We start from the raw sequence: 15,162 nt of genomic DNA on the forward strand, positions 1-15,162 counted from the left end.
TAATTCCGAAATACAAAATACGAATGGCGGAAAAAAATTTGCCAAAGATGTGAGCCACACGGGCTGTTTACATCTTTGGCAAAATATTATTAACTGTTAGTTGTTAGCTACTAGTTGATTAGGCTTGTCCGGTTACACCAAACAGAGGTATGGCGTGACGGTCGTCGCTGTTAGAGATTGTTCCGTTAGCTTGTTCAAACTTTTGGATATTATCATCTAAAGCAAATAGCAATCGTTTGGCGTGCTCGGGGGTAAGGATAATGCGACTGCGCACTTTTCCTTTGGGCATCCCTGGCATTACACTCACGAAATCTACTACAAACTCAGTAGATGAGTGGTTGATAATCGCTAAATTAGAGTACACTCCTTTAGCAATCTTATCGTCGAGCTCGATACTCAACTGTCCTTCTTTTTCTTCTACTTCGTTCATTGTTTATCTTGATTTTTTCTTTTCGACTACTGGTTCCATATCAGCTTTAGAGCCTACGATGATTTTCTCGTACTCTTTAAGACCTGTACCTGCAGGGATACGGTGACCAACGATTACATTTTCTTTCAAGCCGTCGAGGGTATCTATTTTACCACTTACAGCTGCCTCGTTCAACACTTTAGTAGTTTCTTGGAAGGAAGCTGCTGAGATGAACGATTTAGTTTGCAATGAAGCACGCGTGATACCTTGTAACACAGGCATAGCAGTAGCAGGAATGATATCACGAGCGATTACCAAATTCTTATCAGAACGTTTGAGGAGTGAGTTTTCATCACGCAATTCGCGGAGGCTCACTATTTGTCCTGCTTTCAAGTTTTCGGAGTCACCAGCATCTTCTACTACTTTTTTACCGAATAGGCGGTCGTTTTCTTCGATAAAGTCGTCTTTGTGAACCAACTGACCTTCGAGGTAGAGGGTATCACCTGGGTCTTGGATTTCGACTTTACGCATCATTTGGCGAACGATAACCTCAAAGTGTTTGTCGTTGATTTTCACCCCTTGGAGACGATATACCTCTTGTACTTCGTTTACTAAGTACTGTTGTACAGCTGAAGGTCCTTTGATACGCAAGATATCATCAGGAGTTACAGAGCCATCGGATAGAGGTTTACCAGCACGTACAAAGTCGTTTTCTTGTACCAAGATTTGGCTTGAGAGTTTAACCAAGTACTTGCGTTCGTCGCCTAAACGAGAGGTAACGATAACTTCTTTATTACCACGTTTAATTTTACCGAATGATACCACCCCGTCGATTTCGGATACGATAGCAGGGTTTGATGGGTTACGCGCTTCAAAGAGCTCGGTAACACGAGGGAGACCCCCTGTGATATCCCCTGCTTTGGCAGAACTACGTGGTATTTTCACGAGTACTTTACCTTCTTCAATCTTGCTGTTGTTATCCACCATAATGTGAGCGCCAACAGGCAAGTTGTAAGAACGGAGCGTTTCTCCATTTTTATCAACGATAAGCAAGGTAGGAATCAACTTTTTATTACGTGATTCTACAATCACTTTTTCTTGGAAACCAGTTTGCTCATCGATTTCTACTTGGTAAGTAACCCCTTGTTCGATATCTTCGTAAGCGATTTTACCAGAGTATTCAGAGATGATTACAGCGTTGTATGGATCCCATTGGAAAAGCAAAGTGCCTTTTTTCACTTCTTGTTTATCTTTTACAAAGATGTGAGCACCATAAGGGATATCGTGTGTTTGAAGCACCATTTTAGTAGTAGGGTCGAGAACGCGGAGCTCAGATGAACGAACTACCACATCTACAGGGTTTTGTTCGTTGTCTTTACCACTTACTACGCGCAAATCTTCTACTTCAATGATACCATCGAAACGCGCTTCAGTTTTATTTTCTTCGGATACGTTACCAGCAACCCCTCCCGCGTGGAAAGTACGCAAGGTAAGCTGAGTACCAGGCTCACCAATAGATTGGGCAGCAACTACCCCTACAGCTTCCCCTTTCTGAACCATACGACCGGTAGAAAGGTTGCGACCATAACATTTTGCACAAATACCGTGTTTAGCTTCACAAGTAAGTGCAGAACGCACTTCTACCATATCGATAGGTGCAGCATCTATTTTATCTACTATTTTTTCAGTAATTTCTTCACCAGCAGCTACGAGAAGCTCTTCGGTAAGAGGATTGTATACATCGTGGAGTGACACACGACCCAAGATGCGTTCGCCAAGGGTTTCTACAACTTCCTCATTCTTTTTGAGCGCACGTACTTCTACCCCGCGCAAGGTACCGCAATCTTCGGTGTTGATGATTACATCTTGTGAAACATCGACCAAACGACGAGTTAAATAACCAGCGTCGGCAGTTTTCAAAGCAGTATCGGCAAGACCTTTACGAGCCCCGTGGGTAGAGATGAAGTACTCGAGGATTGACAAACCTTCTTTAAAGTTTGACAAGATAGGGTTCTCGATAATTTCGCCCCCACCTACGCTAGATTTTTTAGGTTTAGCCATCAAACCACGCATACCGGTAAGCTGACGAATCTGCTCTTTAGAACCACGCGCTCCAGAGTCGAGCATCATATACACAGAGTTGAATCCTTGCTGATCAGTACTGATGCGTTTCATCGCCAATTCAGTAAGTTGTGCATTGGTAGATGTCCATACATCAATCACTTGGTTATAACGTTCGTTATTGGTGATGAGACCCATATTATAGTTCATCATAATACCATCAACGAGACCATTAGCTTCAGCAATCATATCCACTTTTTCTTGAGGAATGATGATATCTCCTAAACTGAATGACAATCCACCTTTGAAGGCGAAACGGTAACCCATATTCTTGATTTTATCCAAGAAGTCACCCGTTACAGGGATGCTGGTAGCTTTGAGGATACGACCGATGATGTCGCGGAGAGATTTTTTAGTAAGTACCTCGTTTACGTAGCCTACTTCCAAAGGCACCAACTCGTTGAAGAGCACACGCCCCGTAGTAGTTTCTACTATAGGATAATACACATTGCCATTCTCGTCGAGGTCGCGTACTTTCACTTTGATGAAAGCGTTGAGGCTCAATTTACCTTCGTTGTAAGCGATATTTACCTCTTCGGCAGAATAGAAAGTGAGACCTTCACCTTTGATAGGATACTCTGGGGTAGATTTACGACCTTTGGTGATGTAGTAAAGCCCCAAGACCATATCTTGAGAAGGTACAGTGATAGGTGAACCATTGGCAGGGTTGAGGATATTGTGAGAAGCCAACATCAATAGTTGAGCTTCGAGGATAGCCTCAGGACCAAGAGGCAAGTGCACCGCCATCTGGTCACCATCGAAGTCGGCATTGAACGCTGTACACACGAGAGGGTGCAACTGGATAGCTTTCCCCTCGATGAGTTTAGGCTGGAATGCCTGAATACCCAAGCGGTGCAATGTAGGGGCACGGTTGAGGAGCACTGGGTGACCTTTGATCACGTTCTCCAAGATGTCCCATACTACAGGTTCTTTTTTGTCGATAATTTTCTTAGCTGATTTTACCGTTTTTACGATACCGCGTTCGATGAGTTTACGGATTACAAACGGTTTATAGAGTTCGGCTGCCATATTCTTTGGCAAACCACATTCATACATTTTTAGTTCAGGACCTACCACAATTACCGAACGTGCTGAGTAATCCACACGTTTACCAAGGAGGTTCTGACGGAAGCGTCCTTGTTTACCTTTCAATGAATCGGAAAGGGATTTGAGCGGACGGTTAGATTCAGTTTTTACCGCTGATGATTTACGAGTGTTATCAAAGAGTGAATCCACAGATTCTTGCAACATACGTTTCTCATTACGCAAAATCACATCAGGCGCTTTGATTTCCATCAAGCGTTTGAGGCGGTTGTTGCGGATGATCACACGGCGGTATAAGTCGTTGAGGTCGGAAGTTGCAAAACGTCCTCCATCAAGCGGCACCAATGGACGCAATTCGGGCGGGATTACAGGAATCACCTTCATTATCATCCATTCAGGTTTGTTTTCGCGGTTCTTTTGGGATTCGCGGAACGCCTCTACCACTTGCAAACGTTTGAGCGCTTCGGTTTTGCGTTGTTTAGAACTTTCGTTGTTGGCTTTGTGGCGCAAGTCGTAAGAAAGTGCGTCTAAATCCAAACGTTCGAGGAGTTCGAGGAGACACTCAGCTCCCATTTTAGCGATAAACTTATTGGGGTCAGTATCTTCTAAGTATTGGTTATCAGCTGGAAGACTCTCGGTAATAGCGAGGTATTCTTCTTCTGAAAGGAAGTCTAAATATTGTAAATCTTCACCTTCTGGACCTTTGGCAATACCTGGTTGGATAACTACATAGCGTTCGTAGTAGATAATCATATCCAACTTTTTGGAAGGAAGACCTAACAAATAGCCGATTTTGTTAGGCAAAGAACGGAAATACCAAATGTGAGCGATAGGCACCACGAGGTTGATATGTCCTACCCTTTCGCGGCGTACTTTTTTCTCGGTCACTTCCACGCCACAACGGTCGCAGACGATGCCTTTATAACGAATGCGTTTGTATTTACCACAAGCACATTCATAGTCCTTTACGGGACCAAAGATACGCTCACAGAACAACCCGTCGCGTTCAGGTTTGTGAGTACGGTAGTTGATAGTTTCGGGTTTAGTAACCTCGCCGCGTGAAACGGCTAAGATAGATTCGGGGGAGGCCAAACCGATCGAAATTTTATCAAATTTAGGAACAGCTGTTGTTTTTTCTCTTGCCATATTGTTATGGTGAATATAATAAGTTTATGTGGCCTCATTGGGGAATCCCCACGAAGCCTATTTACAAAATATCGTGCAAAAGTACTACTATTTTTTGAAATGGCAATAGTTTTTTGAGAATATTTTTTGAAAAAGTTTTTAAGTAGTTGAGAGTTGGGAAATTAGAGGAATTAGCAAATTACTGTAAGGCAAGAGGAATTCTCGGAGTTCTCGGGATTCTCAGAGTAAAGGTAAATCTACTCATTAGCAAATTGTTTCATTGTGTACAAAATCAATTCGGTAGTATTTTTTTCAGTGACTACCCAGATAGATTTATCGTAATCTACATCTATAGCGATGGGCGAAATAGACTCTACGGGAAAATCTTTTAGCAAGTTGCCTTTTTCGTTGTATAGATAGGCTTTTTGAGTGTTCTGTTCGGTTGCTGATACATAGTTCATTCCGCGGATGCGAAACAATTTAGGGCGACTGTACTTACCTTCTGGGAGTTCTATACGCTGATTGCCTATAGTGAGTATATTTCCTGAAAGTGAGGTAAGTACATAGCGATTGCCTCCCCAATAAAAAGGTTCGGTAAGTGATAGGTTTTTGCGGGTCATTCCGCCTTTTTCGTCTATAGAGATAAGCGTACCATCAGTATTAGTGAACATAAAGAGGTTACCTAACACCAAAGGCGGATTGTTAGAAAAACTATAGGCGCCTTTCACGGTAATACGGGGCTCGCCATTGCGGTGCAAGATGTTGAAAGTGCCATTGTTAGATGAGTAAATGAGATAATCTTTCCCATTGAAACGATAGTGTTTAGGGGTAAACAAAGGTTTGCCATTAGCACTCTGGTTGAAGCCTTTCACTTCTTGTCCTTTCTTATCTAAAAGGTGAAGAGTATTGCCTTCAGCAAAGAGGAAACGATATTCACGATTACTTTCGTAATCAAAGACTTCTAAGGGCGTAATGGGAGTTTTGTACTGTAAAGGGAAAGGTGCTACATTATTGCCATTGCGATCGACAACCCAAATGGATTTTTCGGTAGTGAAAGCCATTTGTAGGAAGCCATTTTTGAACAAATCTACTTGATAGATAGGGCTTTGTATTTTTCCATCTAAGCGTTTTTTCCACAATAGTGATCCGTTGTTACCTATGAGATAGAGGTAGTTATTCTCATCTTGCACAGCAATTTCCAATCGTTTGGTGCGGTGGTTTAAGAGAATAACAGGCTCACTTGCCATAGCATCGTCTAAGGCAAAGCGGAAACGCTCGCGCATCTCATCAGAAAGGGTGCTTTCAGTTTGTTTTTCACTTACAAAATTCAGCACGTAATAATCGTTTTGAGGTGTTTGTTGGAAGAGAGCCCAACGGTAATTTTCGGCTATCGCAGGAAAACGACTGCTAAAAGATGGATTGTCGTAGAGATTGACAATGCGAGAGAAAGTAACATTTGAAGCGCTGTTTTCCTCTAATAAACCAAAGGCTTTATTCGCTGATAATACATTACCTCGCTGCATATCATTCACTACAGAGATGAGGAGTTCTTTGGTTTTGGTGAGTACCAATTGCTTTTGATACACGCCTGCATAACGTGGAATGAAATCTTTTACAAATGAAGTGAAGAAACCGACGGGCAGGTCGGGGTTGAGTTCGTACATCGGGAAGTTGTATTGGAAATCCTCGGAAAGCACGGGTAGCTGTTGGAGGGTTTCATCTACATCAAATGAGGAAACTACTGCAAATTGACCTTCGGTTACGCGCCCAAAAGCAACCCCATTGATTGAAGTTCTAAAGGGACTTTCTTGCGCTATACTGTCGTTTTGTGTCAGTTTTTCGGCATCATCAAAAGTATAAGCATCGATGCTGAGTACACGAGCTGGCATTAGACTTAACGCATCGTTTTGATAGGGAACAGTGTGGAGCATCACATCGGTATTTGCCTCTTTATCAATAGTGGTTACCCCACTGAGACGCACATTGTTTTCTTCTAAAAAGAGATCAAAAGCTACCCAGTTTTTACAATTTGCAAGTGGTTTTTCACCAAAGAAAGGTTCGAAATAATCGTTGGCAGCGTTTTTTTGTAAAAATAGGTTTGCTACACATTCAGTACCGCTAATTTGTTGTAGTTTTTCTAAATCCTGTTGAGCATCGCTCTTGTTTTGTTTGTTTAAAGAAGTGTACTCAGAAAGTTTTTCGCCATCGCTGATGAGCAAGTAATCACCATAAATTGTATAGAACCACTCTTTGCCAAACAAGGCTTGTTTTTGCACTTGTGCAGAAGCGTTTTTCCAAGTAGCTGATTTCTCGTTATTTTCTTTTTTACAAATAAAAAAGCAATTGCCTTCAGTAGAAAATGCTACCCATATATCATCATTTACGGGTAAAGTTTCTAAGAGTTTTACTTCGTGCAAACGCAATATACGAGGGTTATGAGCTTTCCAAAAGCTATTGTTCGTAAGGGCACTCAGGAAGTTGTCGCGGTTATTGATATGGTAGATGAGCTCAGTATTTTCGGGGAAAGTAAAAGGAGTGAGGGTTGCTTTTTTTTCTTTAGAAGTACAAGCAACCAAAAAGAGCAAGGTTATTATGTAGAAACAATACTTCACTACTTAAAATTATTGATGATGAAAGTGCAAAGATATGTAATAATTAGCAAATTAGCAAATTACGGATGGTGAAAATACTCATACACTTTTTTACCTCTAAAACCTACGACCTTTGTGAGTTCTTCTAATGTAGCCTCACGGATGCGTTTTACTGATTTGAAGTGTTGGAGGAGCGTTTCTTTGGTCTTATCGCCTATCCCCCCTACCCCATCGAGTTCGGATACGATAGCTGATTTGCTGCGTTTTTGGCGGTGGAACGTAATACCAAAACGGTGAGCTTCGTCACGCAATTGCTGAATTACACGCAGGGTTTCGGAACGCTTATCTAAATACAAAGGGACACTATCTTCGGGGAAATAAATTTCCTCTAACCGCTTGGCAATGCCTATAATAGCTATCTTACCGCGCAATTCTAACTGTTCTAAGGCTTTTAGAGCTGATGAGAGTTGCCCTTTACCTCCATCGATGATAATAAGTTGAGGCAGCGGTTGTTGTTCGTCTAACAAACGGCGGTAACGGCGATATACCGCTTCTTCCATAGAAGCAAAATCGTTAGGACCTTCGACAGTTTTTACATTGAAATGACGATAGTCCTTTTTACTTGGTTTGGCATTTTTAAAGACTACACAAGCTGATACAGGGTTTGTACCCTGAATGTTAGAGTTATCGAAACACTCTATATGCACGGGAGGTACCGAGAGGTGCAAATCGCGTTGCATCTGGGTGAGAATGCGATTGGTATGGCGTTCAGGGTCTAGTATTTTTTCTTGCTTGAACCTATCTTGACGGAAGTGTTTGGCATTGCGCAATGAGAGATCTAAAAGTTGTTTTTTCTCACCTGCTTTAGGGATAGTAGCTTGTAATCCGTCGGAAAGGGTTACATCAAAAGGTACGATAATTTCCTTAGATACAGAGAAGAAGCGTTCGCGAATATCAATAATAGCATATTCTAAAAGCTCTCTATCCGTCTCGTCTAATTTCTTTTTAATCTCCAAAGTATGAGCGCGCACAATCGCTCCATAAGCCACTTGCAGGAAGTTTACATACCCATATTCTTCATCGGAAACAATAGTGAATACATCGACATTGGTAATTTTACTACTCACAATGGTAGATTTAGCTTGGTAATTTTCTAAACTTTGTATTTTCTGTTTGATGAGATGCGCTTCTTCAAAACGCATTTCGGCAGCTAATGCCATCATTTCTTCTTTGAAATGCTTGAGTGCTTCTTTGAAATTGCCTTTGAGAATTTCGACTATTTGCTGGATATTATTGTTATAATCTTGTTCGCTTTGATATCCTTCACAAGGTCCTTTACAATTTTTTAGATGGTATTCCAAACACACTTTAAACTTGTGATTGGCTACGTTTTGGGGCGACAAATCGTAGTTGCAATTACGCAAGGGGAAGAGTTCTTTTATCAAATCTAATAGTGTGTGCACCGTTTTCATACTCGTATAGGGACCGAAATACAAAGAGCCGTCTTTCACTACTCGGCGTGTGGAGAAGACACGGGGAAAGCGTTCTTTTTTGACGCATATCCACGGATAGCTTTTATCGTCCTTTAAAAGAATGTTGTAGCGAGGTTGGTATTTTTTAATAAGGTTGTTTTCGAGTAGTAAAGCATCGCTTTCGGTAGCTACCACGATATGCTCAATACGTACGATTTTGCGCACCAAAATGCGTGTTTTAGCATTATCGTGTTCTTTTTGGAAATAAGAGGAGACGCGTTTTTTGAGATTGACAGCTTTGCCTACATAGATAAGGATATCGGAGGCGTCATAGAACTGGTAGACGCCAGAGTTATTAGGCAAGGTTTGCAATTGGATATCTATGGACATAGGGGTTAGGGGTTAGAGATAGAAAAGAGGCTACCGAAAGTGGCAGCCTCTTTTTTTTGGTTTTATAAAGATAAAAATGTTCCTAAAACTATTTTACCAAGTTGATTTCAACACGGCGGTTAAGTTCTCTACCTTTCTTAGTTTTGTTAGAAGCGATAGGTTTTTCAGGACCGAAACCTTTAGCAGTAAGACGAGCTTGGTCAATACCTTTATCAATTAAGTAAGCCTTAACTGAGTAAGCTCTATCTTCAGAAAGTTTTTGGTTTTTAGCTTTGTTACCACTGGTATCAGTATAACCTTCTATTGAGAATTTAGCGTTTTTGTATTTGTTCAATACATTAACGATGTTATTCAATACAGTAGCAGACTCAGGGCGGATAGTAGCTTTGTTCACATCGAACAAAATAGTTTTAGCAAAGCTATTCAATTGAGTTTGTACTTCTTGAGTTACTTCAGGGCAACCATTGTTAGAAGCAGGTCCAGCTTCTTCTGGGCACTCATCATCTTTATCAAGAACTCCGTCACCATCAGTATCAGGCCAAGGGCAACCTTTGTTTTCTTTAGGACCAGCTACATCTTTACATTGGTCTATGTTATCAGCAACACCGTCACCATCAGTATCAGGGCAACCATTGAATTCTTTAAGACCAGCTTCATCTGGGCAAGCGTCATCTTTATCAGCAACACCGTCACCATCTCTATCTGGGCAACCATTTAATTCTGGTTTACCAGCTTCATCTGGACATTGGTCATCTTTATCAGCGATACCATCACCATCTCTATCAGGACAACCGTTCAATTCTTTTTTACCTGGTTCATCTGGACAAAGGTCATCTTTATCAGCTACACCATCTTTATCGCGGTCTTTTTTACCAAATTTGATAGCGATACCAGCTGCGTGTTGGAAGTAGTCTTCTTGAGAGCCAGATTTGAAAGTAGGATTGTAGGCAGTTTGCAAGTTGATACCGATGTTTTCAGTAAACCAGAAGTTTACACCACCACCGCCTAAGCCGCGGAATTTACCTTCGTTATCAATAGCTGCATAGCCACCACCTACTTGTAAGAATGGATCGAACCATCTTGCACCTTTCCAAAGAGAGTTCAAGTGGTATTTCACAGCCAAATTGGCAGCCCAGAAAGATAAGTCTACTTTGTTATCAAGATCTTTGTTATAACCGAAACCTTTTTCGATTTTGTTCAATGATCCAGATAATTCAGCAGAAAAACCGGCACCAATATATCTACCTACAGAAAGACGAGAAACAGCGGGAAGGATATTGATATCGCTTGGTCCACCCCAGTCTTTCATCAAGTCCCCGAACGCATCTGGAGTACGTATATCAACGGTATTTACTCCAAATCCTATCTGCCAAGGACTGTTTTCATCTTGCGCTTGAACTCCTACTGAAAAAGCAGCAGCCAAAGCAAATAAAGTTAATTTGATTTTCTTCATACTTAAAAATGAATTTTGATTACTATTTAAATTTGGGGGCAAATATAAGTATTATTTTAATATCTATAAATTTTTAAGTGCATTTTTTTTTGTTAAAATTGATAAACCCTAAAAAAAAGACTTGAAAACACAGTGTTTAAAACAGTATTACACATTGCTCCATTTGTTATTAATTTATTGATTACAAGTTAATTACATTCAGATTACAACCATTTTACCAAGGCAAAATCTTGACGGTGTGGCAATAAATTATTTTTAGGGAAAATTCGTATTGCCAAGTGTAAAGCGCCTGGATATTCGGAAGCAATCTCTAATTGATAAGTAGCTTTATTACCTTCTTGCGCTGCTACTGTGAACTCAGTTGTAGAGAGGACTTTGAATTTATCGTCTTTTTGTTGAGCGACTACAAGTTCTACCCCTACATCTTCAGGGCGCAAATCACCTAATTCTAAAGTGATTTCACCTTTGTAAGTTTTACCGATAGAAATAAGTTGCTCGTTGCGATTAGGCACTTTGAAATCGGCTACCTTTATATTATCCCATTCTTGAGTTACTTTACGTTTCCAATTAGAAAGCTCGATAGCTGTAGCGAACTTATTGTCTTTCAGTTTAGTTACGCGTTCAGTCATGGGGTAATAATATTGGTTTTCGTAATCGGTGAGCATACGGGTAGTGGTGAAATTCACGGCTACTTTGGCAATTGTATTTTTGATGAGGGCACACCAGCGAGATGATATACCATCTTTATTCTTATCATAGAATATAGGTGCGATTTCATCTTCGATGATGTTATAAATTGTCTCGGCATCCATTTCGTCTTGATATTGTTGGTTTTCGTAGGAACGTTCCATAGGCAGTGCCCAACCAGCATCTTCGCGGTAGCCTTCTACCCACCAACCATCAAGCACACTGAAGTGCATTGTACCATTCATCGCTGCTTTTTCACCACTGGTTCCTGAGGCTTCGAGCGGACGTGTAGGGGTGTTCATCCACACATCAACTCCTTGTACCATGTGGCGTGCGAGTTCCATATCGTAGTTAGGTATGAACAATATTTTACCTAAGAACTGTGGCAATTTAGAGATTTCGACGATATTTTTAATCAAATCCTGACCTGCTTTATCGGCAGGGTGAGCTTTACCAGCAAATATAAACTGTACAGGGCGTTCAGGATTATTTATAATTCTATCTAATCGTTCTATATTGGTAAAGAGCAAGTGTGCGCGTTTGTAGGTTGCGAAGCGGCGTGCAAAACCAATAGTAAGGATATCTTCACGCAAATTCTCTTTGATTTCCACTAATTGGCGAGGAGAGAAATAAGGTGTATTTTTCTCTAAACGCAATTTTTGTTCTACACGACGCAAGAGTTTAGAACGGAGGGCAGTTTTGATTTCCCATACACGTTGATCGGATACTTTATAGATACCTTCAAAGCTCTTAGGGTCGTAGTGATGCGTTTTGTAGTCTTTACCAAAGACTTCGTTTTCCACTTCTTTCCATAGACCAGCAGTCCAAGTAGGTTGGTGTACCCCGTTGGTCACATAGCTAATATGTAGTTCTTCAGGCATATAGCCAGGCCACAAATCTTTAAGGATATCTTTGCTCACCTCACCGTGAAGCCAGCTCACACCATTGACCTCTTGGGAGAGGTTGGCAGCGAGGTTACTCATTGAGAATTTCTCGTGAGGGTTGCTCAGGTTGATTTTACCGAGAGCGAGAATTTGTTCCCAATTCACGTGCAATTTATCGGTGTAACTTCCTAAATAAGCGCGTAATAATCCTTCTTCAAAAGCATCGTGACCTGCAGGTACAGGAGTGTGTGTAGTGAAGAGAGATGAGGCGCGTACTACTTCCATTGCTTCGGAGAAAGTAAGGTTGTTGTGTTCGATAAATTCGCTGAGACGTTCCAAACCTATAAAGGCAGCGTGACCTTCGTTGCAGTGGTAGATATCACTATTGATACCTAATTTACGCAACATTTTGATACCGCCTAAACCTAACAACATTTCTTGTTTGAGACGGTTTTCCCAGTCACCACCGTATAAGTGGTGAGTGATAGAACGGTCGTCTTCGCGGTTGTTTTCGAAATCGGTATCGAGGAGATAGAGTTCTATACGACCTACATCGACACGCCATACACGAGCATAGAGGGTACGCCCAGGTAGTTCGATAGAAATTACTATCCACTTACCAGTCTCGGGGTCGAATACAGGGGTTACGGGTATTTTAGAGAAATCTTGAGCTTCGTAGTCGGCTTCTTGGTTACCTGCTGAGGACAGTTTTTGGGTGAAATAACCATAGCGGTATAACAAACCTACCCCAGTGATTTTGGTAGCTTTATCACTAGCTTCTTTTAGATAGTCGCCCGCTAAGATACCTAAACCTCCTGAATAGATTTTCAAAGAAGAGTGCAAGCCGTATTCCATACTAAAATAAGAAATAGACGGACTTACCATTTCGGTTTTTTTAGCCATATATTCCTGAAAATCACCATATACTTTGGAGAGGTTACGCATAAATACCGCATCGTTTTCCAACTCTTTATAACGAGAGAGGGAGATGCTATCAAGCAAGGCAATAGGGTTTTTGCGCACTTCTATCCATTTTGCTTTATCAATGTATTTGAACACTTCGTAAGCCTCATCATTCCAGCACCACCATAGGTTTTTAGCGAGTTCTTCGAGAGGTTGCAAGGCTTCAGGGATAGCGCGGTGGATAATCACACTGCGCCAATTAGGAGTGTTTACCACTTTAGATTTTTCTAAATAGGCTACACCATCGGTTTCTACCGGAGGAAGACTTTCTACTCTATCCTCTATATTTTCGAGGGTGAGTTCGTAACATTTGATATAGTACTGTACTAAGTTTTTCCAAAGAGCGATTTCGGAAACTTTACCGGCTGTTTCGCGCAATGCTTGAAAATCGTCATCTTTGCTATCTAATAGATTTTGTATATTTTTGACGATAGCTCCTACTACTTCACCATAGTTGCTATCAGTACGATTGACTACTTCTATAGCTTTTTGTTTTTGAGGATAGTAGTCATTCACCCATTTGCCAAATCCTGCCAAATTAGTAGTGATGGTAGGCACTTTGAAGGCTAAACTTTCGAGTGGTGTATAGCCCCAAGGTTCGTAGTAAGACGGAAAAGCCGTGCCATCTAAACCAATGAGCAAATCGTAGTAAGAGAGGTTGAACACACCATCATTACCATTGAGGTAACTTGGGCAGAAAATCACTTTCACCTTATCTTCCTTGCGATTGAACAGTTGTTGCTCGTTGATGCGTTTTACAATAGCATCGTTATAAACATCGGGGAGGATGTGAGTGAGGTGTTTTTGTTCGTTAGGGGTTGTTTTTTCGGGGTGGTGAAGGTTGTTGAGCAATCCTTGATTAGGAGCATCATAGGCTGTAGGAATAAGTATATAAGCCAATAACTCTTTTTTGTTTTTAGGATTGCGATTGAGGGCACCCAAGGCATCGATAAAGGCATCAATTCCTTTGTTGCGGAACTCGTAACGACCGCTGATAGCAACGATTTTAGTATTCTCATTAATAGGTTGCGTTACCAGAGCTTGTGCCACATTGATGAGGCGTTCTCTTGCTGCTTTGCGTTTCTTATCAAAATCTTTTTCAGCAGGAACAATAGCATCGTTGAAGCCATTAGGGGTGATAATGTCAGTTTTTCTACTGAGGAAGTGCTGAGCTTCTTGGGCTGTAATTTCACTTACAGTAGTGAAGCAATCGGCTACTTTAGTAGTTTCTTTTTCGAGGAAGTGCTTGTGTTGTACCCCAAAACGGTAAGCCATTTCTTCTGGGTTGTAGTTTTTCATTTCGTTGTAGAGCGGATAGCCATTGCCTGCTATAGAACGCCCTACGACTGTGGCGTGAGTAGTGAAAACAGAGCCTATTTTAGGCATTTCACCTTCTAAATAGAGCAATGCACTACCTGTCATCCACTCGTGGAAGTGGCAGATTACATTTTCGCGTGAAGCTGTGTTGAATTTCACGAAACTCTCGATTACTTTTCCAACGGCATAGCCAAAGAGAACAGACTCTACATAATCCCAAGGGCTATTGAAAGAATCAAGTTTATAGTTATCCCAATAGTAACGTAAAACTTCATTTTTAGCGCTTACATAATGAGAAAAATCGACAAGAATAACAATAGGATTCCCCTCTATTTTCCAATTACCAACACGTACGCGCAAGCCTTCGGAGGCTGCTTTGGCACGCCAAGATTTGAAGAGTCCTGGGTTTTCTACAAATTCTTTATTTTCATTGTGTTGCCAGATATCAGGACCTATCAGAATATATTTACTTCTGAATTGTTTGGCAATAGCAGGGGCTTTAGTAGCGATAACGGTGTGGATACCGCCTACTTTGTTACATACTTCCCAACTGGTTTCAAACACATAGTCGGGGTTGAATTTCTTTGTCATATTCATTATATTTAATGGTTAGTTTCTAGGGGTCAGGGGTTAGGTAATGTTTGGTTTATATAAAAATATGCTGCAAAGATACAAAGATTTTTATTGACTGCAATACTTTTGGGGA

6 protein-coding genes are annotated in these 15,162 nt (G+C 41.1%); all 6 read right to left on the bottom strand.

Features of this window, described 5'->3' with window-relative positions:
- Positions 1 to 118: 118 nt before the first annotated feature.
- A complete protein-coding gene (locus CGC57_RS04140; RefSeq protein ID WP_002680598.1) occupies positions 119 to 430 on the bottom strand; it encodes a DUF3467 domain-containing protein in 312 nt (103 codons plus the stop codon).
- 3 nt (positions 431 to 433) lie between these two features.
- Complete coding sequence (gene rpoC / locus CGC57_RS04145; RefSeq protein WP_095898083.1) at positions 434 to 4,720, bottom strand: DNA-directed RNA polymerase subunit beta'; 4,287 nt, start codon at positions 4,718 to 4,720, stop codon at positions 434 to 436.
- A gap of 236 nt (positions 4,721 to 4,956) precedes the next feature.
- Complete coding sequence (locus CGC57_RS04150) at positions 4,957 to 7,311, bottom strand: hypothetical protein (protein ID WP_095898084.1); 2,355 nt, start codon at positions 7,309 to 7,311, stop codon at positions 4,957 to 4,959.
- 59 nt (positions 7,312 to 7,370) lie between these two features.
- On the bottom strand, positions 7,371 to 9,152 hold the full coding sequence (gene uvrC / locus CGC57_RS04155; RefSeq protein ID WP_095898085.1) for an excinuclease ABC subunit UvrC: 1,782 nt from the start codon (positions 9,150 to 9,152) through the stop codon (positions 7,371 to 7,373).
- An 88-nt stretch (positions 9,153 to 9,240) separates the two neighbouring features.
- Complete coding sequence (locus CGC57_RS04160) at positions 9,241 to 10,605, bottom strand: OmpA family protein (RefSeq protein ID WP_095898086.1); 1,365 nt, start codon at positions 10,603 to 10,605, stop codon at positions 9,241 to 9,243.
- 203 nt (positions 10,606 to 10,808) lie between these two features.
- Entirely contained in the window at positions 10,809 to 15,053 is a 4,245-nt protein-coding gene (gene glgP / locus CGC57_RS04165; protein ID WP_095898087.1) for an alpha-glucan family phosphorylase, read from the bottom strand.
- Positions 15,054 to 15,162 lie beyond the last annotated feature (109 nt).

The organism is Capnocytophaga sputigena, from assembly GCF_002302495.1.
Classification (GTDB): Bacteria; Bacteroidota; Bacteroidia; order Flavobacteriales; family Flavobacteriaceae; genus Capnocytophaga; species Capnocytophaga sputigena.